25 protein-coding genes are annotated in these 21416 nt (G+C 59.2%); 3 read left to right on the plus strand and 22 right to left on the minus strand.

Annotated elements, in window-relative coordinates; translation table 11 throughout:
- Nucleotides 1-48 precede the first annotated feature (48 nt).
- The 9 genes from ACZ1HE_RS16780 to ACZ1HE_RS16820 all read right to left on the minus strand — a co-directional run bounded on the left by ACZ1HE_RS16780 (nucleotide 49) and on the right by ACZ1HE_RS16820 (nucleotide 8129).
- Nucleotides 49-1329 (minus strand): ABC transporter substrate-binding protein, encoded by a 1281-nt coding sequence (locus ACZ1HE_RS16780; protein WP_472622604.1) that lies wholly within the window; start codon nucleotides 1327-1329, stop codon nucleotides 49-51.
- 96 nt (nucleotides 1330-1425) lie between these two features.
- Nucleotides 1426-1836, minus strand: a complete 411-nt coding sequence (locus tag ACZ1HE_RS16785; RefSeq protein ID WP_472622606.1) for a Rid family hydrolase — start codon at nucleotides 1834-1836, stop codon at nucleotides 1426-1428.
- Nucleotides 1833-3014 (minus strand): malate dehydrogenase, encoded by a 1182-nt coding sequence (locus tag ACZ1HE_RS16790; protein WP_472622608.1) that lies wholly within the window; start codon nucleotides 3012-3014, stop codon nucleotides 1833-1835. Before ACZ1HE_RS16790 ends, ACZ1HE_RS16785 begins: the two co-directional genes overlap by 4 nt.
- On the minus strand, nucleotides 3014-3637 hold the full coding sequence (locus ACZ1HE_RS16795) for a BMC domain-containing protein (RefSeq protein ID WP_472622610.1): 624 nt from the start codon (nucleotides 3635-3637) through the stop codon (nucleotides 3014-3016). Before ACZ1HE_RS16795 ends, ACZ1HE_RS16790 begins: the two co-directional genes overlap by 1 nt.
- Complete coding sequence (locus ACZ1HE_RS16800) at nucleotides 3634-5013, minus strand: aldehyde dehydrogenase family protein (RefSeq protein ID WP_472622612.1); 1380 nt, start codon at nucleotides 5011-5013, stop codon at nucleotides 3634-3636. Before ACZ1HE_RS16800 ends, ACZ1HE_RS16795 begins: the two co-directional genes overlap by 4 nt.
- The gene (locus ACZ1HE_RS16805; protein ID WP_472622614.1) at nucleotides 5013-6197 is read right to left on the minus strand and encodes a hypothetical protein; all 1185 of its coding nucleotides are present in this window, start codon (nucleotides 6195-6197) and stop codon (nucleotides 5013-5015) included. The genes ACZ1HE_RS16800 and ACZ1HE_RS16805 overlap by 1 nt, the downstream gene beginning before the upstream one ends.
- Nucleotides 6198-6219: 22 nt before the next feature.
- Nucleotides 6220-6528 carry a BMC domain-containing protein gene (locus ACZ1HE_RS16810; protein ID WP_472622616.1) on the minus strand — a complete coding sequence of 103 codons (309 nt, stop codon included), beginning with the start codon at nucleotides 6526-6528 and terminating at the stop codon, nucleotides 6220-6222.
- Nucleotides 6529-6570: 42 nt separating this feature from the next.
- Entirely contained in the window at nucleotides 6571-6837 is a 267-nt protein-coding gene (locus tag ACZ1HE_RS16815) for a EutN/CcmL family microcompartment protein (protein ID WP_472622618.1), read from the minus strand.
- Nucleotides 6837-8129 carry a glutamine synthetase family protein gene (locus tag ACZ1HE_RS16820; protein ID WP_472622620.1) on the minus strand — a complete coding sequence of 431 codons (1293 nt, stop codon included), beginning with the start codon at nucleotides 8127-8129 and terminating at the stop codon, nucleotides 6837-6839. The genes ACZ1HE_RS16815 and ACZ1HE_RS16820 overlap by 1 nt, the downstream gene beginning before the upstream one ends.
- Nucleotides 8130-8220: 91 nt before the next feature.
- On the opposite strand from ACZ1HE_RS16820, the gene ACZ1HE_RS16825 reads away from it, so the two are divergent.
- Nucleotides 8221-9360 carry an FAD-dependent oxidoreductase gene (locus ACZ1HE_RS16825; RefSeq protein WP_472622622.1) on the plus strand — a complete coding sequence of 380 codons (1140 nt, stop codon included), beginning with the start codon at nucleotides 8221-8223 and terminating at the stop codon, nucleotides 9358-9360.
- Here the strand turns inward: ACZ1HE_RS16825 and ACZ1HE_RS16830 are convergent.
- The 5 genes from ACZ1HE_RS16830 to ACZ1HE_RS16850 form a co-directional block, all read right to left on the minus strand.
- Nucleotides 9357-9707 (minus strand): hypothetical protein, encoded by a 351-nt coding sequence (locus ACZ1HE_RS16830; RefSeq protein ID WP_472622624.1) that lies wholly within the window; start codon nucleotides 9705-9707, stop codon nucleotides 9357-9359. The genes ACZ1HE_RS16825 and ACZ1HE_RS16830 overlap by 4 nt on opposite strands.
- Before the next feature lie 88 nt (nucleotides 9708-9795).
- Nucleotides 9796-10491, minus strand: a complete 696-nt coding sequence (locus tag ACZ1HE_RS16835; protein ID WP_472622626.1) for a type 1 glutamine amidotransferase — start codon at nucleotides 10489-10491, stop codon at nucleotides 9796-9798.
- On the minus strand, nucleotides 10488-11912 hold the full coding sequence (locus ACZ1HE_RS16840) for an FMN-binding glutamate synthase family protein (RefSeq protein WP_472622628.1): 1425 nt from the start codon (nucleotides 11910-11912) through the stop codon (nucleotides 10488-10490). Before ACZ1HE_RS16840 ends, ACZ1HE_RS16835 begins: the two co-directional genes overlap by 4 nt.
- The gene (locus ACZ1HE_RS16845) at nucleotides 11897-12610 is read right to left on the minus strand and encodes a GltB/FmdC/FwdC-like GXGXG domain-containing protein (RefSeq protein WP_472622630.1); all 714 of its coding nucleotides are present in this window, start codon (nucleotides 12608-12610) and stop codon (nucleotides 11897-11899) included. The genes ACZ1HE_RS16840 and ACZ1HE_RS16845 overlap by 16 nt, the downstream gene beginning before the upstream one ends.
- A complete protein-coding gene (locus ACZ1HE_RS16850) occupies nucleotides 12607-13551 on the minus strand; it encodes a class II glutamine amidotransferase domain-containing protein (RefSeq protein WP_472622632.1) in 945 nt (314 codons plus the stop codon). The genes ACZ1HE_RS16845 and ACZ1HE_RS16850 overlap by 4 nt, the downstream gene beginning before the upstream one ends.
- A 128-nt stretch (nucleotides 13552-13679) precedes the next feature.
- On the opposite strand from ACZ1HE_RS16850, the gene ACZ1HE_RS16855 reads away from it, so the two are divergent.
- Nucleotides 13680-14351 carry a GntR family transcriptional regulator gene (locus ACZ1HE_RS16855; RefSeq protein WP_472622634.1) on the plus strand — a complete coding sequence of 224 codons (672 nt, stop codon included), beginning with the start codon at nucleotides 13680-13682 and terminating at the stop codon, nucleotides 14349-14351.
- A 493-nt stretch (nucleotides 14352-14844) separates the two neighbouring features.
- Here ACZ1HE_RS16855 and ACZ1HE_RS16860 read toward each other — a convergent pair whose 3' ends face one another.
- The 5 genes from ACZ1HE_RS16860 to ruvC are packed head-to-tail and all read right to left on the minus strand — an operon-like array spanning nucleotide 14845 to nucleotide 18012.
- Complete coding sequence (locus ACZ1HE_RS16860) at nucleotides 14845-15462, minus strand: hypothetical protein (protein WP_472622636.1); 618 nt, start codon at nucleotides 15460-15462, stop codon at nucleotides 14845-14847.
- Nucleotides 15459-15767: a nucleoside triphosphate pyrophosphohydrolase family protein gene (locus ACZ1HE_RS16865; protein ID WP_472622638.1), complete on the minus strand. Its 309-nt coding sequence runs from the start codon at nucleotides 15765-15767 to the stop codon at nucleotides 15459-15461. Before ACZ1HE_RS16865 ends, ACZ1HE_RS16860 begins: the two co-directional genes overlap by 4 nt.
- A gap of 40 nt (nucleotides 15768-15807) precedes the next feature.
- Nucleotides 15808-16827 (minus strand): Holliday junction branch migration DNA helicase RuvB, encoded by a 1020-nt coding sequence (ruvB, locus tag ACZ1HE_RS16870; RefSeq protein WP_472622640.1) that lies wholly within the window; start codon nucleotides 16825-16827, stop codon nucleotides 15808-15810.
- Nucleotides 16828-16834: 7 nt separating this feature from the next.
- Complete coding sequence (gene ruvA, locus ACZ1HE_RS16875; protein WP_472622642.1) at nucleotides 16835-17518, minus strand: Holliday junction branch migration protein RuvA; 684 nt, start codon at nucleotides 17516-17518, stop codon at nucleotides 16835-16837.
- Nucleotides 17515-18012 carry a crossover junction endodeoxyribonuclease RuvC gene (gene ruvC / locus ACZ1HE_RS16880; RefSeq protein ID WP_472624521.1) on the minus strand — a complete coding sequence of 166 codons (498 nt, stop codon included), beginning with the start codon at nucleotides 18010-18012 and terminating at the stop codon, nucleotides 17515-17517. Before ruvC ends, ruvA begins: the two co-directional genes overlap by 4 nt.
- 335 nt (nucleotides 18013-18347) lie before the next feature.
- On the opposite strand from ruvC, the gene ACZ1HE_RS16885 reads away from it, so the two are divergent.
- Complete coding sequence (locus tag ACZ1HE_RS16885) at nucleotides 18348-18563, plus strand: DUF1127 domain-containing protein (RefSeq protein ID WP_472622644.1); 216 nt, start codon at nucleotides 18348-18350, stop codon at nucleotides 18561-18563.
- A 131-nt stretch (nucleotides 18564-18694) separates the two neighbouring features.
- On the opposite strand, the gene ACZ1HE_RS16890 is transcribed toward ACZ1HE_RS16885, so the two are convergent.
- From ACZ1HE_RS16890 to ACZ1HE_RS16900, 3 genes are all read right to left on the minus strand, one after another.
- Nucleotides 18695-19039, minus strand: coding sequence for a hypothetical protein (locus ACZ1HE_RS16890; RefSeq protein ID WP_472622646.1), 345 nt, complete (start codon nucleotides 19037-19039; stop codon nucleotides 18695-18697).
- Between the two features lie 100 nt (nucleotides 19040-19139).
- Nucleotides 19140-20018, minus strand: coding sequence for a 50S ribosomal protein L11 methyltransferase (locus tag ACZ1HE_RS16895; RefSeq protein ID WP_472622648.1), 879 nt, complete (start codon nucleotides 20016-20018; stop codon nucleotides 19140-19142).
- Nucleotides 20018-21412 carry an MATE family efflux transporter gene (locus tag ACZ1HE_RS16900; RefSeq protein ID WP_472622650.1) on the minus strand — a complete coding sequence of 465 codons (1395 nt, stop codon included), beginning with the start codon at nucleotides 21410-21412 and terminating at the stop codon, nucleotides 20018-20020. The genes ACZ1HE_RS16895 and ACZ1HE_RS16900 overlap by 1 nt, the downstream gene beginning before the upstream one ends.
- Between the last annotated feature and the right edge of the window lie 4 nt (nucleotides 21413-21416).

Genomic DNA, 21416 nt, shown 5'->3' on the forward strand with positions numbered 1-21416 from the left:
CGGGCGCGCGTCACAGCGCGCCCGGTTCAAGCTATTGATGCGACTGGATTACTTCTTGACCCAGCTGGGTACCGTGAACTCACCTGTCGCGTATTTCTCGGGATAGACCACGGCGGCGGTACCATCCTCGTACCATTGGACCACAACCATGGACGGGGCCGCGTCATCAAACGGTTCGGACAGGTCAAAGCGGATGTTGTGCGGATAGGTCCGGCCTGTGACGGGCTCAACTTCGTCATCACCCCAGAAGGCGTAGCGCAGCCACAGCTGACCATCCAACTCCAGAACCAGGTCCTGCTTTTTCATCGCATCGGCCCAACCTTCGACATTGTCAAAGCCACCGGCCTCTTCAGCTGCGGCCATGGCCTGTTTCAGGCCGTGATAGGCGTTGAAGCCGTTGAAGTGGGGCAGCAACGGACGGCTGTCATATTTGGCTTGATAGGTGTCGACAAAGGTCTGACTGGCCGGATCCAGACGGAAGCCAACCGAGGGGACAGGCGACAAGGTCGAGATACCCCCACCGGCACCGCCGGTGTCTTCCCAATATTCCATGCCAAGCGCGGATACGTTCACGCCCGTCATCGCCATTGGCACTTGCAGCTTCACATATTGCGACGAAACCACCTGCGAGTTCACCGACGAGACCTGGTAGATGAAATCGGCCCCTGTGTCCTGCGCTCGGCTGAAGATCGGTGCGAAATCAACGGTCGCCACGTCGTATGTGATGATTTCCTTGACTTCGATACCGGCAACAGGTGCCAAGGCCTCGGTCACCAGCCCGGTGATCGCTTCACCAAAGGCGGTGTCTTCGGCCAGAATGACCACGGAATCCCAGCCCATTTTGCCCTTTAGAACGTCCGCGCCAAAGTTGATGTAGAGCGTGGCCAACGCCTCGTCCGAGGCGATGTTCATGAAATAGGGCGCCATGCTTTCGGGATCTTCGATCACCATATCGATGATGCCGATGTAAGACGTCCAGGTATCCAGTGTCGGAATCTGGTATTCCTGCATTCGGGGCAGCCAGCCCAACGACACATCGTCAATCGAGCCTGAGATGATGAAATCCACCTCTTCGGTTTCGGCCAGATATTCATAGGCGCGTACGCCTTCGGTCGGGTCCTGTCCGGTGTCGGCTGAAACCAGCGTAATCTGTTCACCCATCACGCCGCCATTGGCGTTGAGTTCCTCGATCGCGATTTCTGCCCCGCGCAGGGTCGACAGGCCGGTATCCGAAGATAGCGATCCAATAAATCCAACCTTTATGTCTGCTGCGGCCGCCGAGGCCATGAGCGCGAGGCATGTCCCGCTGAGTAGCGTTGTCTTGATCATCACATTAGCTCCCTGTGTCTCATTATGCCTTTCTTGTATTCTGTATACAGTACACAAGAAGGTGGTTCGATCAAATCCTTTCTTGAAAACTCATGTTCAGAAACCGCTGATTTTGCCGTTTTGGTCGTGGATTACTGCGTCCACATCGATTTCGACCACCAATCCCGGCTGGGTCAGGCCCGCTTGAACTGCGGTCAGGACGGGATCGATCCCTTTGAACACCTCACCATGCGCCTGCGCAAAAGCGCCCGCCTGGGACAGGTCAGTCAGATAGGCGCGCACGCGGCCCACGTGGCGCATTTCTGCGCCGACCTCACCCAGTGCTTCCTTGATGCGAGATAGGATGTAGCGGGTCTGTGCCCCAACATCCCCCGGCGCGTGGATCCGGCCAGAGGGTTCGATTGCGGTGGTTCCGGCAATCCAAACAAAGGGGCCGATGCGTTTGGCGCGAGAGTATGAGGCAACTTCCTCAAAACGCCCGCCAGACTTCCATTTGCGCAGGGTCACAGGCCCAGCCTTTCGTGGATCGCCTCGGCCGCGGCTTGCAAGGCCACCTGCTCTGTTTCGGTCAACCGCAGCTCTTCAACCTCGACCAGGCCGCCCGCCCCCAGATGGGCTGGCACACCCAGAACAACACCATCGATCCCGTATTCACCCTGCAACATGACCGACACCGGAACCGGGCCGGTGCGGGCACCCCGGATGTGATCGATCAACTCGATCGAGGCATGGGCCGGGGCGATGGTTGCCGAACCGGATTTCTTGAGCGCAACGACCTGACCGCCGCCAGTGATCGCGTCTTTGACGCAGGCCTCGATCTGATCCGATGACAGGAACACGTCCAGCGGTCGTCCCTTGATCCGCGCACGGCTGGGGATCGGGGCCATCTCATCACCATGGCTCCCAAGAGTGAACGCCTCGACATCTGCAGGCGTGACGCCTGCGGCCATGGCAAGCGCATTGCGGAACCGGCTGCTGTCGAGCGTTCCGGCCATACCCAGAACCTGCTCACGAGGAAATCCAGTCGCCCGCAGCATCTCGACCGTCATCTCATCCAACGGATTGGTCACGACGATCACGATGGCATTTGGCGCAGCAGACCGGATCGCTTCGGCAGCTTGCCGAATGACACGCGCGTTGACGTCGATCAGATCCGCGCGGGTCATTCCCGGTCTTCGAGCCCGTCCGGCAGTGACGACAACCACCTCGGCTCCGGCCACCAACTCCATCGTCTCGCCCCCGACACATCGCGCGCGCGCGCCGGTGATCCCGGACGTGTGGTTGAGGTCCAATGCGGTCGCAGCGGCCAGACCCGGAGTGATATCGATCAATGCAATTTCATCAGCGATATCTGCCATCGCCGCCAGATGCGCGACATTGCCGCCAACACCTCCTGCGCCGACCAACGCCAACTTGCCCAACCTGCGCGCCTTGCGCGGCGCGCGTGATGGCGCGACCCATTTAGGCGATCGGCGATACAACACCCGACGCATCGAAACCGCGCCGTCCGTACGGGGTGCCTGCGGGCGTTCCAGCGGGCCGTCGACCAGAGCGATGCCAACCCGTTCCGCCGTTTCGCGGGCAAGCGCGGTCACGATGTCGCCGGGCAGGACCTCGAACACGATCCTGCCGCGACGGCGGGCATCCTCGACCGCGTCCGAGCCTATGACACGCGGCGCAACCATCAGGCGGCTTGCCCATCCACAGCCTCGATGGCCTGGGTTGCAGCCTCGACAGCGGTTTTGACAGAATTTTCTGATCCTGAAATGAACAGGCGACCAAACCGTCCTACGGCGCGCACTTCGACGATGTCGATCTCGGCGGCTTTCTCGGCCTCATTTGCGGCAATCGAAATATAGGCCGCGGGCGCACACTCGACGATGCCAAGCGTCTGTCCCGGCACGATCAGCGCGCCCTTGCGCCATTTGTTCAACAGCTGCGCCTGATAGGGTTCGACGCTGGTGATGATCTGGGTAGAGGTGATGGCCGGCTTCAGACGATCCGACATTGACGCGCCCAGTTCGGCAAGCATCGCATCCCGCGCGGCAGACACCTCGGCGTTTGATGGCGATCGCAGGATGAAAAACCCGAACTCGCGTTCCACCATCTGTGTTGTCGCCTCGACCGAAGACGCCTTGAGCGCCCGGTCAATCAGTGAAAACACCCCGTTGCCCGGCGCAAACTCTCCGATCAGCACGGTATCGCCCGACAAGGGAACTGATCCCTGCACCGTCGCGCCATTGTAGGCCGCGAATTTGGGTTGCAGGTTGTCGATCTGCATCAGCGCCCGGATGGTAATCTCGCTCATGCGCCATACTCCTCGTAAATGTCGCGCCAGGGTCTGCTTTCATAGGCGACCCGTTTGATGTTGATGAGATGCAGGGCCGTCACGTTGTCCGAGGTGATCGACCCCGACCAGGTGCCGGTGCCCAGCATGAAGGACGGCTCCAGATCAGTTGAGTAACCCATGCCACCCATGATCCCCGGTGTGTTCACCAGCACCCTGCCGGTGGGCACTGTGGCAAACCGAGCCACGATTTCGGGATCGTCGGAATGAATGACCGATGAATGACCCCAACCCTCGAACTTGGCGATGGATTGCGCCAATTCGATGCCGTGATCGGTGGACTTCGCCTCATAGAAAGCCAAGACCGGGTTCAGCTTTTCCGCCGACAGCGGGCGGTGCCAGCCCACTTCGGTTTCCTCCGACACCAGACAACGGGTGCGCGGTGGGATTGAAAATCCGGCGGCGTCGGCCAGAGCCTGCGGGCTTTGCCCGACCCGCTCGGGATCCATCGCTTGTGCGCCCTTGAAGATGACGCCAGCAAGCCGATCTGCCTCGGCCGGGGTGCAGAAATATGCCCCTTTGAGCTTCAACTCATGCCGCAGGTCGCGCGCAATCTCGGGATCGGCCACTACTGCCTGTTCACTGACACAGGCAGTGCCGTAGTCAAAACTTTTCGAGGTCACGATCATCTCGGCCACTTCGGCCAGATCGCGGGCTTTGGATTTGTGCACATAGCAAGGCACGTTCCCTGCCCCCACCGCAAGCGTCGGCTTGCCGCTGGAATAGGCAGCCTTGACCATTGCGGGCCCACCTGTGGCCATCACGACCGAGGTCCGCCGGTGCCGCATCAGTTCGGCCGTACCTTGAATGGTCACCGCGTCCAGGCATTGGATCAGCCCCTTGGGGGCACCCATCTGTTCGGCCACGCGCGCCATGATGCGCACAGTTTCGATGCCGCAGCTCACGCCGCGCGGATGTGGGGCACAGACAATGGCGTTGCCCGCCTTAACGGCAGACAGAACCTTGAAGATGATTGTCGAGGTTGGGTTGGTGACCGGTACCAGCGCGGCGACCACGCCCATAGGTTCGCCAAAAGCCGCGATCTTTGTGGCGTCGTCCCGCCACAGCATGCCCAGGGTCGTCACATCCCGCAGGTAATCCGCGACCGACAGGGCATTGAACAGGTTCTTGACCCGTTTGTCTGGCACATTGCCATAGCCGGTTTCCTCAACCGCCAACTGACCCAGCCGTTCCGCTTCGGGTTCGATGGCACGGGCCATGGCGTCAACGATGGCATCCACTTGCGCCGGGTCTGTTCCAAGGAAAGCGCGGTAGGCCTCGAATGCTGTTTCAGCAGCGCGCCGTGCGGCGGCGATGGATTTCAGATCAGCGTCCATCACATGTCTCCGGTGGCGATCGTGTCAAAGATACGGCGTGCCTGTTCGACATCGCCTGCGGATATTCCGATGGTGTCCAACCTGCGCCCCGCCGCGGCAACATCTGCGCCAAGGATACGGTCGGTCATCGCAATGAGGCTTTCCGTCAAAGGTGCCGAAATGCCTGCGAGCTGTGCGGCCGAGACGAGCGGTACCAGCGATCCCAACACACCATCGCGCATCAGTTGGCGCGCGGCATGGCTGTCCGGGACAGGACGCGCGCCAGATCCCCGTTCAGTTCCGGCAAAGGTAGCAATCCAATCATCGGTGTCAGGCAGGGTCCGAATGCCAAAGGCCGATGCAACCTGTCGTCGCTCGTCAGCCAATCCACAGATGACCTCGCGCTGATCGGGCCCGATGAGCGCGGCGAAAGTCTGGTTTTCCTTCAGCGGCACACCACCCATCGGGATGGCCGGGCCGCCGGAGCCCAAGCCAGCGCCTCCAAGGATCAGGGTCGGGATCTCAACCGCGGCCGAAAGGTCGGCGAACCCCGAAGCCAGAACCGACTCTGTCGGCTGGATGTTGGATAGATACGGGGACAAGGCTGCGAGAACGTCCTCTCGCCCACGCGGAAGAGTTGCGGCAGCCATGGGTGCTACCTGTGTCAGGGTCAGCCCGGCCCCTTCGGCTTGATACCAGTACGGCAGGCCCTGCACCTCGACGAGCGTGACATCAGCCGAACACCCGCCAATGCGCAGCATCCAGGCGGCCTCAACCGCGCCCAAGGACCGACCGGGTGCCATTACCAGGACCTGCCCATCACTCAGATGATCGGCCAGAACCATGGCATAAGTCCGCTGTTTATGGATCGGCCCAGTCAGAAAGATCGCCTGCGCGTCACGCACTGCCGCATCCAATTCCGCCGTAGTACGGATCGAAGGCCCGTCACGGTCGACCTGATATGTGCCGACCGGTCCTTCGCCCCGAATGCCGATGCCCGAGGATTGGGTCAGAAGCGTCAGCTCTGCCCCATAGGCCGAGAACAACGTGACCTCGGCCCCTTCGGCCAGACACAGCGCGGCCAGCAGACGAGCATCCGGCCCGCCGCCCAACACCGTTATGCGGTCAAACCTTTGGCTGACGGGTGCATCCCGTGTCGCGCTGCGTGTCACCGCGCGCGTGAAATCCTCGAAACCGGCTGACATGGTATCTCCTCAAAGGGTCGGATCAGGCAGAAGACCCGGCACCCAGCTCGTCGATGATTGCCTCAAGCTCGTCATGCGGCCGTGCGATCACATGGACCGAAACCACCTCGCCAACCTTGTTGGCAGCCGTTGCGCCCGCATCTGTCGCGGCTTTGACCGCGCCAACTTCACCCCGCACAAGGGTGGTCACCAATCCGCCGCCTGCTTTCGTCTGGCCGACGATGACAACGCTGGCCGCCTTGACCATCGCATCCGCTGCCTCGATCGCGCCGACAAGGCCACGCGTTTCGATCATGCCCAGAGCCATTTGCCCTGCCACTGGTTTCGCCATTTTCTGTTCCTCCGAAGATAAATGTTTTGTGTATGTCGTGTTTCAGGACGTCGAGACGTGGTCGACAATCGCAATAATGGCCAAGTCGACGGGCGCCGTGGACAACCCCGCGGCCATCCGCGCCGCTGACCCGCTAGCAACCAGCACCATGTCTCCGACCCCTGCGCCGCAGGTATCCACCGCGACCCGAGCGGGATCGATCACTTTGCCCTTGCTATCGACCATGTCGGTCACCATGAGTTTTGTGCCAACCAGCTTTGCGTCCTTGGCGGTCGCAGTAACTGTTCCGGCAACTTTACCCAGCTGCATCAGAATGCCCTCAGATATCGGTCAAGCTCGACTTGTGTGACCTGCTGATTGAAGAACTCCAGTTCCCGTTCAGCCTGTTGCAAAACCAGTTCCCACAACAACTCGCCCATCACGTCCTTCAGCCAATCCGACCCGCGCGCCAGTTCAATCGCTGTCGGCAAATCAGTAGGAATCGGATCACCAATGCCTTCTTCATAGGCGTTCCCCAACGTTGGTTCGGACGGGCTCAACCCTTGTTCTATCCCATCAAGCCCGGCTGCGATTTCGGCAGCCAACAGCAAATATGGGTTGGCGTCGGCCCCGGCGTCCCGCTTTTCGGCACGCACCGCGCTGTCGGAACCTTCGATCACGCGAATCCCCACCGTTCTGTTGTCATACCCCCAACTCGTATTGGTCGGGCAGAACGTATAGGGCTGGCGACGGCGATACCCATTTACTGTTCCGCTGCCACAGATTGCCGTTTCGCACATACGTTTTTGCAAGCCAGCCACAAAGGCACGCCCAACATCATTGATCTCCCCGTTCTCGGCAAAGGCGTTCTTTCCGTCTTTCCACAGCGAATAATGCGTATGGAAGCCGCTACCGGATTGATCGAAAAACGGCTTCGGCATGAAGGTCGTCAAATAGTCATTTGCAATGCCCAGTTGACGGATGAGCGACTTGAACAAAACAACCCGGTCTGCTGCCTGCAGCGCCTCGCCGTACTTGATGTTGACCTCAACCTGGCCTGCCGCATACTCCGGGTTCGATTGCTCAATCGGAATGCCGCATTCGTTGATCTGCTGTCGGATTGGCCCAACGATATGTTCCATCCTGGCAGCGCGCCCAAGACCGTAAACCTGAATACCGTTATCGCGGGGCAACCCGGTTTCGGGATCCAGCAAATAGAATTCCAGTTCGGTGCCGACATTGATCTCGAACCCCATGTCGCGGGCCCGTTCCACTTGTCGTATCAAAGCCTGACGCGGATCAATGGGTACGGGCTTGTGATCCATGCCCTCGGCACGACCAAAGCAAACCGCCACACCCGGCTCCCACGGAACGGCAACGGGCTGGGTCATCGGAAAGAGATGCATGTCAGGATAGCCATTGTCGAAATTGACGTACGGCGTGTCCCAGACATCGCAGGTCATATCGATCGCCATAAGCGCAATCGACAGTGCATTGCCGCTCTTGCAGACATGATCCCAATGGCTGGCTGGAATGCGTTTGCCGCGCATGATGCCGTTGAGGTCCCCAACACCAAGTATGACGGTATGTGTGCCCTCGGGCAGATCAAACCCCGAACTCATTTGCGTGCGCTCCCTGTTTTTGGCTTTATATTTGCTGTATTCTGTATACAGTATTCACAAAGACAGACAGGAAACAAGGAAAATCTGCGCCATGTCCAAAAGCTCGGTTATCGTTGTCGGAGGTGGCATAGTTGGCGTCATGACGGCGCTTACACTGCAACGGCGCGGCGAGCCCGTGACGCTGATCGACAGGTGGGAACCAGGACATTCCCGTGCATCTTCAACGGATTACAACCGGGTGATCCGCGCGATTTCCGGACGTGACGAGTTCTATACACGGTGGGCGCGCGAAAGCCGCCTGCGCTGGCTCGAGCTGCAGGCCGAAAGTGGGCAGAACCTGATGTATGAATGCGGCGCGTTGATTCTGGCCGCGGGCGGCCACAGCGACTGGGAAGACGCCACCGCCGAGACTTTTGATCGCGTTGGCGTGCCCTACTACAAGTTTGATCAACAAGACATCGAATCGCGGTTTCCCCAGTTTCGCGTACCCGACATCGAATACGCCCTGTTTGAACCCGAGGCTGGAATGTTGATGGCACATCGATGTGTTTTGACCGGGTTGAGCTTGTTCCGGCAAGCAGGCGGCAAGGTACAACGAGGCCGCGTCACTACCGACGGGTCAGAGCGCCCAATGCTGGACGGCAACCCGCTAGAGGCGGATTTGATCGTTATCGCAACCGGCCCTTGGATGGCCGACATGTTCCCCAGAACGATCAAGCCAATCTCGACCGTTGTGGGAGTCAATGTCCTCTATACCTCGACACCCGACGGGTCCGAAGAGTTCGACATGACCCGCATGCCCTGCTGGATTGATCACGGACAGGGGTCGTTTGGTCTGCCATCGTCCGAAGGGTCGGGCGTCAAGGCGGCCGTTGTGATCCCCGACAAGATCGATCTGGACAATGACGAACGGCTGATCCGCCAAGAGACACTGGGCCGCACCCGCAGCTATATCCGGCACCGCCTTCCGGGGCTTGAAGGGCAGCGCGTTGTGGATTCCAAGTTCAACCAGATCATCCTGACCCCCGACACGCATTTCATTGTCGACTGGCACCCAGAGCATGAAAACGTGCTGTTTGCAGGCGGATGCTCAGGCCATCTTTTCAAACACGCACCTGTGTTTGCGGAATTTGCGGCAGGCGTCGGGCTCAAGGACTTTGGCACCGCTGATCGGTTCAAAATCTCTGGCCGCAGAAAGTTGAGCCCCAAAGAAAGCCCCAGCGGTCGCTAGAGGTCTGAAAGTGCGCGATATACTTCGGCATTGGGGCACTTGCTCTGCGGAAGGGACACACCGGCACGAATGGCATCGCGGCAGGTTTCGGCCTGCAGACAATGTCCGCATTTCTCTGCCAGCTCCAAACCCAACTCCGATTGTGCGTTCAGATCCGCTTCGGTAAGTCCGAATTGTTCGGCCATCGCAACGATGCGCTCGCGGGCCTGGGGTGCACCAGATCGAAGCATCGCCAGATCCGCGCGCGAGAGCCCAAGATCCGAAAGCTCTCGACCACTCAGGTGCTCATCACGGGGTGCACTGATGACGCGCGCCATTTTCTGAAAGAAATCTGCATATCCCGACATCTCGCGGCCTCCTCCTCCACGCTATGTATTCAGTATACATATCGCACCAAAGCCGGGTTTGATCAGGATCAAACAGGGGTTCAGGATTTCATTTTTGGGTGAAAGTACCGCGAAATAGCTCCACGGCTTGCGCGGCAGCCAGGTCCTGCGGCACGCGGGAGCTTTCAAGTGAGGCCTGCCCATCGTCTGCCTGCTGCGCCGTAAGGAAAATGTCGCGTCCCCGCGCGAAGAGGTCGCGCAAATGGTGCGCCTGATATTCAGGATGAAACTGCACCGACCGTGCCGGGAAGGCATAGTCCAGCGCCCCAACGGGACAGTGGTCGGCAGCACCTGTGACACGGGCAGAGGGCGGAACGGATGTGACCTGATCCTGATGCCAGACATAGCCATCCACACGGGTTCCGTCATAGTCGAACCCACGGGCGCCGACAATGTTGCCCACCTCGGCCTTCTCGGCCTTGCCGCCATAGACATCAGCCATGATCTGATGACCAAAGCAGATGCCGAAAACAGGCTTGGCCTGCGCGCGACATCCTTCCAGAAAATCACGGAGGGGCTGCATCCACTCTGTGTTGTCGTAGACCCCGAATTCGGACCCTCCGACCACGACCCCGTCAAACTCCGAGAACGCGGGCAACGGCGCGCCGTCCACAACATCGACCGAAGTAAATTCAGCTTCGGGCAAATGCGGTGCCAGCCAGTCGCGGATCTGCCGCGATGTGCGCGGCAGCCCCTCGAGCAGCGGTAGCGGATGCCCCGTCAATTCGAGAACCGCAATCCTCACCAGTCATAGGCCCTGTCGATGCCCGCCATCTTGACGCCGGTAAAGGCCGACGCCTGAAAGCTGAGCGCACGGAGATCTTCGGTTTCCAAGTTGTGGACCGAGGATTTACCGCAGGCCTTTGCCAGTGCCGTAATCTCCATCGTCATTGCAGTCAGATACCGGGCAACACGTTCCGCGCCTGCATGCGGGTTCATTCTTGCTTCAAGCTCGGGATCTTGGGTGGCGACCCCAACCGGACAACGACCCGTGTGGCAGTGGTGGCAAGCGCCTGGCGAGGTGCCCAACGCCTGATAGTCTTCCAGATACCGCGGGCTGTTGCATCCCAACGCAACCATCGCCGCGTTGCCGATCATCACCGCGTCCGCCCCAAGCGCCAGGCACTTGGCGGCATCCACGCCCGAGCGGATACCGCCCGCCGCGACAAGAGACACCTTGCCGCTCATCCCGCATTCATCCAACGCCTCACGCGCTGCGCGAATGGCGCTCATGGTCGGAATGCCCGTGTGGTTCAGAAGCAGTTCCGGCGAAGCTCCGGTTCCGCCCTCAGCCCCATCTACAACAACTACGTCCGCGCCCGCCTTTGCGGCGACTGCCACGTCGAACCGCGGGCGGGTTGCGCCCATTTTGATGAAGATCGGCACCTGGTAGTTCGTCGCAATCCTCAGTTCCTCGATCTTGACCGCCAGATCATCCGCGCCCAGGAAATCTGGGTGCCGGATGGTCGAACGTTGATCGACCCCCTCGGGCAACGTCCGCATTTCACTGACGCGCGGGCTCACCTTCATGCCAAGCAGCAGGCCGCCCGTGCCGGGTTTGGCCCCCTGCCCCACCACGATCTCCAACGCGTCAGCGCGGCGCAGGTGGTCCAGGTCGACACCATAACGGGCGGGCGACATCTGATAGAGCAGCCGTTGGGAGGCTTCACGCTCCTCTTCCAGCATGCCGCCTTCGCCCGTGCAGGTCATGGTGCCCACTTTCGAGGCGCCATAGCCCAGTGACGCTTTTGCCGAAGCCGATAGCGCGCCAAATGACATCGATGCGATGTAGATCGGGATTTTCAATTCCAGTGGACGCTCGACCAATCCGCGTCCGCCACCCAGAACGGTGGTTGTATCGCAGCTTTCCCGATACCCCTCCAGCGGCAGACGGGTCATCGTCGCCGGAACAAACGTCAGATCATCAAAGGTAGGCATCTGCTTGTTGAACGTGTTGTAACCGCGAACCTGGTACCGCCCAAGCTGCGCCAACGCATGCACTTCCGAGATCGCCTCGGGTGTCCACCTGGTCGACCCGCCTTCATCATACGAGGACGGCACACCGGCTGGGCGGCCTTCGATCGCGCCTGCGTCGCGGAACCGGATCTCTTCCTCGGGCGCGACATCGAACGGATAGTCATAGGGTTTACTCAGATCATGAGCCATGCGCTTGCGTCCCTGCTTTCAAAATACCAAAGGCGCTGGCCAGACACCAGTTTGCGCCAGTTACGAGAGCTGTCGACCAGCCCCAGAGGATCAAGGATTGCATCGACCTCGGCCACCTCTTTTGCCGTGGGTTCGATCACGTCGACATCCACACCAAGGCTGTCGATTTCGCCTGCGACCCAGACCTCGCCTTGCCACAAGGCGTCGGCACAGGATTCACCGGCCCCGCCAAGCGCAATGATCCGTCCGGCATGCGCCATGAAGCCGGATTGATAGCCGATCTTGCCTTCGACCACGATGTTGCCGCCCTTCATGGCGACGCCTACGCGCGGCCCTGCATCGCCTTTGACGTGGATTGTTCCACCGATCATCGCGGCCCCGCAGGACATACCCGCATAACCTCCAACGGTGATGTGGCCCTTGGCCATTCCCTCGCCCACAGCCCACCCGCAATTGCGTTCAATGGTGATTTGAGCGCCGGTGTTCAGCCCGCCGCAGTAATATCCGACCGAGCCCTCAAAGGTGATGTCCACATTGTCAGGCAGCCCCACACCCAGATTGTGCCGTGACAATGTGTTCACGACGCGTATCGGCTGCCCCGAGGCACAGGCCGCCATAATATCGCGGTTCACCTCGCGGATATGGCGCTGGCCAACTTCGATGACAATTTCACCTGTCTGTCTTGCCGCTTCGCTCATGCTGCCAGACTCCTGTTGCCGACGCCCCAGATGCCAGTCAGCGAAGGGCCGTCATAGTTGATCACGTCACACTCTTCGGTCATCACGCGGCGCACCGCCTGTTCTTCGGTTGCCGCAGCCAGGTCGCCGTTGCGATTGACCACAACCAGTGGCTTCATGGCGAACCGATCCTTGGCAAACCCAATCCCACCTGGCGTTGCGATCATGTAGGTGAACACCCCGTCGATAGAGGTGATCGACTTCTTCAGCGCCTGCTCCATCGTCAGGCCTGCTTTCATTTGATCGCTGACCCAAACGGCGATCAACTCGCTGTCGTTTTCAGTCAAAAAGCGATAGCCCATCCGGATCAGCTTATCGCGCCAGGTGAAGTAGTCGGTGATCTGGCCATTGTGCACGATCGCCACGTCAGAAAAGGGCCTTGCCCAGAACGGGTGGGACGCATTTGGCAGAACCGAGCTTTCGGTCGCCAATCTTGCGTGACCCAACCCATGCGTGCCGACCATGTCGCGAACGCCGTGTTTCTCGGATACGGCTTCGGCACCGCCAATGTCCTTGATAATCTCGAGGCTGCGGCCGCAGGATTGAATCTCGATCCGGTCCGTCAACTCGTCCGCATCCCGGACCCAGGCTTGCAAATCAGCCGGATCCGAGATTTCCATCCGAAAGCAATAATGCTTGCTCTCGTCCGTCAGGATTTGCGGATCAGACAGGAAGCTTGTGCCATGTTCCTTCAGCACCGCTTCAAAGGCATCCAGATCAGCGTCTTGCCGGGATTTGTCAAATCCCATGCCCCTCAGGACGTATCCTTTTTCTCGCGGCAAGCCATATATTGCAAACCCGGTGCTGTCCGCGCCTCGATGTTCCTGTGCATCCATCAGGTCCACCAAGTCGGCCCCAACGCGCCCGGGCGCTGCCAGAATCCGTCCAGCGATTCCACACATGAAGAGCTCCCTTTCCAATCACATCTGTATACTGTATACAGTACACGGCCAATAGCAAGCCCATTCGCCTTGGCACCCGATGCTTTTTTGAATACAGAATTCACAAAACACCGAAAGAGAGGCTCCGAGTGGCTCTGAAACAGATCAAAACACAACGCAGACGGCTGGCCGACGAAGTCTATGACCAGCTGGTCGAAGCGATCATGAGTCGCGACATCTCGACCGAGGATCGCCTGGTACAGGAAAAACTGGCCGCTGAATTGAACATCAGCCGAACGCCTGTGCGCGAAGCCCTGATGCGGTTGGAAACCGAAGGCGTTCTTGAAGTAGCCGCAAGCGGTGGTTTTCGATTGGCACGCATGGACCAGGCCGAGGTGCGTCAGCTGTACCAGGCCCGCGCTGCAATTGAAGGGCAAGCCGCCCGCATTCTTGCAGTTCACGCCGAGCCCGAAGTGCTTGATCGCCTGCGAGACCTCATTCGCCAGGAAGAGGATCTCAGCAACCCCACCACCCGTGACTACTTTGTCGCGAACCGACGTATTCACCGCGCTTTCATGGTCGAAGCAGGTAATAAATTTCTGCTCGACATGTTCGACATGATCTGGGGCAAGGCCATGGCATTTCACCTATTCTCGGCCATTGAAAATGTAGACATCTCAATGTCACTCGGTGACCACTTGACGCTTGTCGATGCCATCGGGACCGGCGACGTCACGGAAGCGCTTGAAACTTTCACTGCCCACATCCAAGCCGGATTTGATCTACAAATCGAAGGGTTGAAGGAAGTGGAGCGCGACTAGGAAACGATCCGCCAAGCTTGGGGATGGCCTGGCGATTGCGTTTCCACTGAACTCACAGAGCTTAGGCCGTCTCTCCGGCGGCCTATTGCCGTCATCCACTAACGGGTCGGCACACTGTGAAAGAACATTTTTGTACATTCACCCGTGCGGCAAGGTCCTCACGTTTCGGGCAGGACCGGACGGCGGGCGTGTGATGTTCAGTCGTCCTCAGCAAGCTGCATGAAAATCTGGAAAGGGCACTTGGGGTGAAAAATGGGGCACCTTCAAAAGTACCTTTGAAAATGACCTGCCGCCCCTTGAAGCACTGCTTCGCGCAGCACAGGAAACCTGGTCATCTTAATCGTGCGTTGAAAAACATTGCCATGCTTGGCCTACGCGTCTCGCAGGTTTCCCCCGTGAAAAAACCAGCTTCCGGAAATTACCCACTCCTTGGGCCAGTTCATTGAAATGCAGCATATTCCGCGTTGCGAACGGCGAAGAAGAAAGAGGTGCGTTACTGCGTCACCCGGGCAAAAATCCGCAAGGCGAGTGACGCATCCTGCGCCGACGTTGGCAACACCGGATCGTATGCTGCCCGGATCACATCGGCCACATCCGGCCGCAGGATCGTGGTCTCACCCGCCAACGCTAGGGGTGAGCGTTCTCGGAACGCCAGATCGGACCAGAGCAGCATGATCTGCACCACCTGACTGAGCGCCAGGGTTTCAGCCGGAACCTTAGACATCTCAGCATCCATCCGCAGGAACACAAAGGCCGCCTTGATCGCGCCGTCATCTTCGAACCGGAAGGTGCGGTACTGGTTCGCGCCCATTTCAGTCAAGCGTTCAACCAGTGTGGCAAGCTCGGGCACCAGACGGTCCAAATCAGGAACCTCCAGCAATTCCGACCAGTTTCGGAAGAAGAAGACCATGCAATTGGCGCCCAATTCAGGGTCAGTTTCAGCCATCTTGTGATTGGCCAGCGTCACTACTGCCTCAAACGCGCCTTTGACTGTTTCCAACGTCTGATCTTCCACGCCAAAGACGATCGGCACGATCGGACGAGACCATCGGGCAAAGACAAAGTCACCATCTTCACGGGTGAACAGTGCCTCAATCTCTTGCGGTGTCATGCCTCTTGGGCCTCCAAATAGCTGCCCCATTTGCGCTGCAGGGCCATACCGGGATCTATGCCTTGCCAATCGGCAAACAGCAACACAAAGCCCAACAGATCGGCGACCTCATCCTCTAAATCCGCGCGCGATCCTGCACCACGTCCCTGCCCCGCCAGTTTGAGATAAGCCGAGGTCACCTCGCCCAGTTCCTCAGTCATCTTAGCCAGATACCAGGTGGCATCGCGTTCCACATCGAAACGCTCGGCGTAGATGTCGGAAATCTTCCGCGCCAAAGCGCTCAGGTCTGAAAGTCGCTCGTCCATAATTTCTTCTTGTTCCAAATACGGCCGCCGAAGGCGTCCCTCATCCAAACAAATCACTCTGACTTTTGGGCATGGGCAATCCCAGATGCGCCCAAGCCTTTTGCGCCAGCATTCGCCCACGCGGCGTGCGCTGGATCAGGCCCTGTTGCAGCAGGTAGGGCTCGATCACCTCTTCCAGCGCATCCCGGCTTTCCGACAGGGCCGCCGAAAGCGTTTCTATCCCGACCGGACCGCCGCCATAATTCTCGGCGATTAGCTTCAGATAGCGGCGATCCGCGCCATCCAAACCCAATTGGTCAACGCCGAGGCGGGTCAAAGCCCCGTCGGCCAACTCGCGGGTGATCCGCCCGTCGCCTTCGACCACGGCAAAATCCACCACACGCCGCAGCAACCGCCCGGCGATCCGGGGCGTGCCTCGTGCGCGCCTGGCGATCTCTCGTGCGCCTTGATCATCGGCGGGTGCGCCCAGTTTGCGAGCGTTGCGGGTGACGATCTCGTGCAGCTCGTCGACGGTGTAGAATTGCAATCGGGTGGGGATGCCAAACCGGTCGCGCAGGGGCGTCGTCAGCAACCCCATACGTGTTGTCGCACCGACCAGCGTGAAGGGCTGTAGCTCGATCCGCACCGTGCGTGCGGCAGGTCCTTCGCCAATCACAAGGTCCAGCTCAAAATCCTCCATCGCCGGATAGAGCACCTCTTCAACCGCTGGATTCAGACGGTGGATTTCGTCGATGAACAAAACATCGCGGCTTTCAAGATTGGTCAGGATCGCGGCCAGATCACCCGCCTTGGCCAGTACGGGCCCAGAGGTCATTCGAAAGTTCACGCCCAATTCACGCGCCACGATCTGCGCCAGCGTGGTCTTACCCAAACCAGGGGGGCCATGAAACAACGTGTGATCCATAGCCTCGCCACGCTGTTTGGCGGATTGGATAAAGACGCGCAGGTTGGCGCGGGCCTCGGCTTGGCCGATGAATTCACCCAAGCCTTGCGGACGCAGGGCCCGATCATGGTCTTCGGGCAACGGTTCAGGGCGCAATGTTGGGTCGGCATCGATCATCCGTCACTCAGCCTTTCGGAGCCAGCAGCTTCAGCGCCGCGCGGATCAGGTCCGCCTCGCCAGCATCAGGGTTTGACGCCGCTGCTTCGGCCACGGCCGAGGTCGCGTCTGATGGGCCATATCCAAGGTTCGATAGGGCCGACAAAGCCCCCGCCGAGGCCGCAGCCGCGCCTGATGGGCCTGCCGGCTTCTTGCGTGGTTTGGGCTTGGGCGCAGTGTCTGCGTCGTCAATGACGTCCAGGTCGGGGCCATCCAATGCCTCGGTCACCGTGCCACCCAGGGCCATCACACCCGGCGCCTTGTCCTTGAGGTCCAGCACCACGCGCTGTGCAGTCTTGGGGCCAACGCCCTTGGCCGCCTTGACCGAGGCCCAATCGCCCAACGCAATCGCGCGGCTCACGCCATCCGGCCCCAACGTGCCGAGAATAGCCAAGGAAACCTTGGCGCCGATGCCTTGCACCGAACACAGCAAGCGATGCCATTCTTTTTCGATCAGCGAGGTAAAGCCGTAGAGCTGCATCAGATCCTCACGCACCACCATGTCGGTATAAAGCGACACCGCCTCGCCTACTCCGGGCAAAGACGCGAGCGTACGATCCGAGCAATAGACAATGTAGCCGACACCGCGCACATCGATCAGGATGTGATCAGCAGCCCGGTAATCCAACCGCCCTGTCAGTTTGCCAATCATGCTCTTACCTCGCGCAGCCGGACGTCGTTCTTGCCCCCATAATGCGCATGGCACATGGCAATGGCCAGAGCGTCGGCCGCATCCGAGCCTGCCGGTTCACAACCGGGCAATTGCAGTTTGACCATGTAGAGAATTTGTTGCTTGTCTGCGTGGCCCGCTCCGACGATGGTTTTCTTGACTTTGTTCGGCGCGTATTCACCGATCGGCACTCCTGCTTGGGCCAGGGTCAGAAGGGCCACGCCCCGTGCCTGACCCAGCTTCAGCGTACCGGCGCCGTCCTTGTTCACAAACGTCTGTTCGATCGCGGCCTCATCCGGCGCAAAACGGGCCACAACATCGGTGAGTTGCTCGTGAAGGGACAGCAAACGCTCTGCCAACTCTCCGGTGCCCGACGTGCAATGACCATTGGCAATGTGACTCAACCGGCTGCCGTTTGATTCGATTACGCCCCATCCCATGGTCCGCAATCCGGGGTCGATGCCCAGAATTCGCATAAATCTGCCCACGCCCTGCTCGTTTTTGTAACGTTTCTCACGGACTAGCACGAAAGGGGAACATTTTCCAAGCGCTTTGCGATCACAGAAAAAAACGACACCCCCTGTTCTGCACACGACTTTCGGTCCGAAAACGACATGCTGCAATGCAGAAAACGACACTTTTTCGACGCCTGATCACCCTTTATTTCATGACTGTTTCAGTCATTTTGACCCTTGCAGAAATTGCATAGGACACATGCAATTTTGATCTCTTGTGCCGGTGATTTGGTCGACATAAGTGCGGCTCAGAACAAACACAGTGACTACTCACACAAACCAGAAGGAACATTGATATGGCTGCACTGGACACCACCCGCACCTATGGCTCGACCGGCCTCGTTGGCCGTATCGGCGCAACATTCGCATCCGCAGTGAACGCAATCGCTCTGTGGAACGACGCTCGCGTCACCCGCAACGCTCTGTCGGAACTGTCCGACCGCGAACTGGAAGACATCGGTTTAATCCGCGGCGACATCGACGGCGTTGCAGAAGGGTCGCTCCGTTTCTAAGACATTTCCCACGTCTCCCTTGGGAAACAAAAAAACGCCGCGTGAATAAATCACGCGGCGTTTTTTGTGCTGCTTGGTTGAGAAGAAAAAATTCGCCGTCCTTGAAACTCGTTAAATCGAGAGCTGGCCTATCAGCGAAGAACAGGACCGATATTGGACGCGATGAACTCTGTAACTGGGTCAACCGCCATCAAAACGGCGCCCCCTTGTTCGACAACTGTACCCTGGCTCAATATTGCCAGCCGATCCGAATAGGCCGCTGGACCGAGGTTTGCCAGCAAGAAGCCCTTGAAGACCAAGAAGCCGAATACAAAAATTATTAGTGCACGTAGCGAAACACCCGGTCGTGTTCGGCGGGGTTTCATGACAATCAGCCCGTCCGAACGCATACTGTGCGTATACCCTCGCGACATGGCCTTGTGTTTGCGCGTCAGATTTTGAACGCGACGATCAAATTGGAGTTGTTCCTCAACCATGGCAGCCTCCGTATCACCGGCCCCCACCAGCGATTAAAAGAAGCTACGGCCAAAATGTGGCCAAACCAAGACCTACACCTAAAATGCCCGTAAAACTGGTCTAAATTGCGGCATTTCTTTGAATTGTGAGGGTTGTCCATTCACCAATTTCATCGCGATGGACCAGATTGTTTCCAATTTGCGCGTAAACCTCGACAACTTCGTCGGCCTGTTCGTTCAAAATGCCGGAAAGAATCGCATAACCGCCAGGGCGCAGATGGGATGTCACATCCGGTGACAGGGCCACCAGAGGACCTTTGAGGATATTGGCGAAGACCAGATCATAGGGCGCATGGGCTGCTAGATCCGGATGATCGAACCCCGCCGCTTCCAGGCATTTGACTGTTCCTTCCATGCCGTTGGCCTTCAGGTTGGCTTCGGCTACGTCGACTGCCACCTCGTCAATGTCACTGGCCAGGATGTCTCCGTTCCAGACCCGTGCAGCCGCCATTGCCAAAACGGCAGTACCGCATCCAATGTCAGCCACCTTGGTGCCTTCGAACCCGTCCGAGATCAGACGGTCTAGCGCGCGCAGGCACCCCAGCGTGGTGCCGTGGTGGCCGGTTCCAAACGCCATCGCCGCCTCGATCAGCAACGGGATGCTGCCTGCGGGCACCTTTTCAGCGTCGTGACTGCCGTAGACAAAGAACCGACCCGCTTCGACCGGGGCCAATTCACGGCGCACATGGGCGACCCAATCGGTTTCTGGCAGTTCCGAAATCACGAATGGCTTGGCTTCGAACGTCACCGCCAGCAAGGCCAGGCCCGCCTCGTCGGGCGTTTCGGTGAAATAGCCGCCGACCTCCCACAGGCCCGAGCCATCTTCGACCTCGAACACACCAATGCCGGTTGGTTCAGGGGTCAGGCGCTCCATCGCCTCGCCCAGGGCTTCGGCGGGGGCTTTGCCCATCAACGTGGTCAGTGCGGTAAAGGTCGGCATCAGCGTCTCCTGAATCTATCCGCATGCGCGTAGGGCCGTGGCGGCTCGAGGTCAAGCTTTGATGCCATGGTTCGGCCCAGGGATTGCACATAGAGCCAACCCCACCAGGCCGCCCCTGCCCCAACGAGGATGGTAACCAGCGCTTGCGCATAGATCACGCCCGGTGCGCCGAACCAACCTGCAAAAACCCAGGCAAAGGGCAGCGTCAGGATGCCATCCCGGATCCAGGACACCAGAGTGGCCCAGCCGGGCTTCGCCAAGGCATTGAACGCGGCCGAGGCCACATACAGCGCTGACGCAAAGACGAAGCCACCCGCGCCGAGATAGACAAAGCTCAGGACAACCTCGACACCAGTTCCAGTCACAGCAAAGGCCTGTACGATCCAGGGGCCAAGCAGCGCCAATAGCGACCACGTTACTGTAGTGTAGATCAGCCCAAAGATCAGCGCATCTCGATAGGTGCGGCAAAGACGGTCATGCCTTTGCGCACCGAAATTCTGGCCAAAGATGCCACCGATGGCACCCGACAGCGAAAAGATCCCACCAAACGCCACGACGGTCAGGCGGCCCACGACAGCCCAGCCTACCATCGCCTCGTCCCCAAAACCTGCCATGACGGTCGTTAGCAAGTAGTTGCCCACAGGTGTCGCCATCTGCGCTGCAATCGCAGGTAGGGCGATGGCAAAATACGGCCGCACAGTTTCACGCAAGCCGGTCAGGCAAGGCCGCGCAAGCAGGTCATGCGTGCCGATGGCAAACCGCAACGCCACCACTAACATCACCACGCGCGAGATGTTGAGCCCCATGGCGGCGCCATCCAGGCCCCACCCAAAGCCCACGATCATGATCGGGTCGATCACCATGGCCACTACGCCCGAAGTCAGCGTGACCATCATCGACCGCATCCCGTCGCCCTCGGCACGCAACGTACCGTTGGCAATCATCGACACCGCCATGATGCCAAGGCTGGGCACCGACATAGCCAGATAACGCGCGGCCAGCGCAGCCGTCTCTCCGGTCGCGCCCGACAGAGCAATGATATCATGTCGGAAGATAAAAATCGTCGCGGCAACCGAGCTTTGGATTGCAAATGCAATCATCGCTGCGCTTGTGGCATTGCGGCGTGCCAGCGGGCGGTTGTCTTCGCCAATACGGCGCGACACCAGTGCAGTCGAGGCGATCATCAACCCAATGCCCGCCGAAACCGAGAAGTACTGGATCGCAAAGGCGAACCCGATGGCGGCCATCAGCTTGGGGTCGCCCAGTTGCGAGATCCAGAACAGGTTGGCCGCGTCCACTAGAAAGACAAAGGTGATCCCCATGGCGCCGGTCATGGTCATGCGCACCACATGCCCCATGGTGGAGCCGGTCAGGAACCGTCCCTTTTCAGCCATGTGC

It is taken from the genome of Falsiruegeria sp. JB4-1, assembly GCF_055693495.1.